The following is a 1044-nucleotide window of genomic DNA, read 5'->3' on the forward strand; positions in this document are numbered from 1 at the left end:
GCGGCTGTTGGTGGGGTGGTTGAGGGTGTGGGCGACGAAGTCGCGGTAGGGGTGGGTGGGGGGGAGTTGGTGGTGGGTGTGGGTGAGGTGGGCGCGGATTTCGTCGAGGAGGAGGGTGCGGGTTCCGTGGTCCTGGATGAGGTGGTGGATGTGGAGGGCGAGGAGCCAGTGGTGGGGGTGGTGGGGGTCGGGTGCGGCGGTGGCGCGGATGAGGGGGGCTTGGTGGAGGGGGAGGGGGGTGTTGTCGGTGTGGAGGAGGTCTGCGGTGGGGTTGGTGGTGTGGGGGTCGAGGGTGGTGGTGGTGAGGGTGAGGGTGGCGTGGTGGTGGACGACCTGGACGGGGTGGGTGAGGTGTTGCCAGTGGATGGCGGTGCGCAGGGTGTCGTGGCGGGTGATGACGTTGTTGAGTGCGGTGATGAAGTGGTTGAGGCGGGTGTGTGAGTCGAGGCGGAGGACGGTTGGGAGGACGTAGGTGTCGTTGTCGTCGTGGAGGTGGTGGTAGAGGAGTCCTTCTTGGAGGGGGGTGAGGGGGTAGATGTCGGCGATGGTGGGGGCGCCGCCGGGGGTGTGGTGGGTGATGTGGTCGAGGTCGGTTTGGGTGAGGTGGGTGAGGGGGGTCATGTCGGGGGTGATGCGGGTGGTGCCGGTGGGGATGCCGGTGGGGGGTGTGGTGCTGGTGTTGGTGCTGCTGGTGTTTTCGCTGGTGGTGGTGTTGGTGGTGGCGAGGGTGGCGGGGGTGGGGTTGAGGAAGAGGGTGCGGATGTCGGTGGGGGTGTCGGTGGTGGTGAGGTGGTTGATGAGGGTGAGGGCGAGGAGGGAGTGGCCGCCGAGTTCGAAGAAGTTGTCGTCGGGGTGGACGGTGTCGAGGCCGAGGACGTGGGCGAAGGCGGTGCAGAGGGTGGCTTCGCGGTGGTTGGCGGGGGCGCGGCCGGTGGTGGTGGGGTAGGTGGGGGTGGGGAGGGCGCGGCGGTCGAGTTTGCCGTTGGCGTTCAGGGGGAGGGCGTCGAGGACGACGACGGCTGACGGCACCATGTAGTCGGGCAG

General features: G+C 68.5%; 1 protein-coding gene. It reads right to left on the minus strand.

The annotated features are described in order from the left end of the window. Positions 1-1032 (minus strand): condensation domain-containing protein (locus tag ACFV04_RS43800; RefSeq protein ID WP_380536667.1); only part of this gene is annotated, 1032 nt, incomplete at its 3' end. Positions 1033-1044 lie beyond the last annotated feature (12 nt).

Origin of the sequence: Kitasatospora sp. NPDC059599, from assembly GCF_042735125.1 — a bacterium.
GTDB lineage: Bacteria > Actinomycetota > Actinomycetes > Streptomycetales > Streptomycetaceae > Kitasatospora.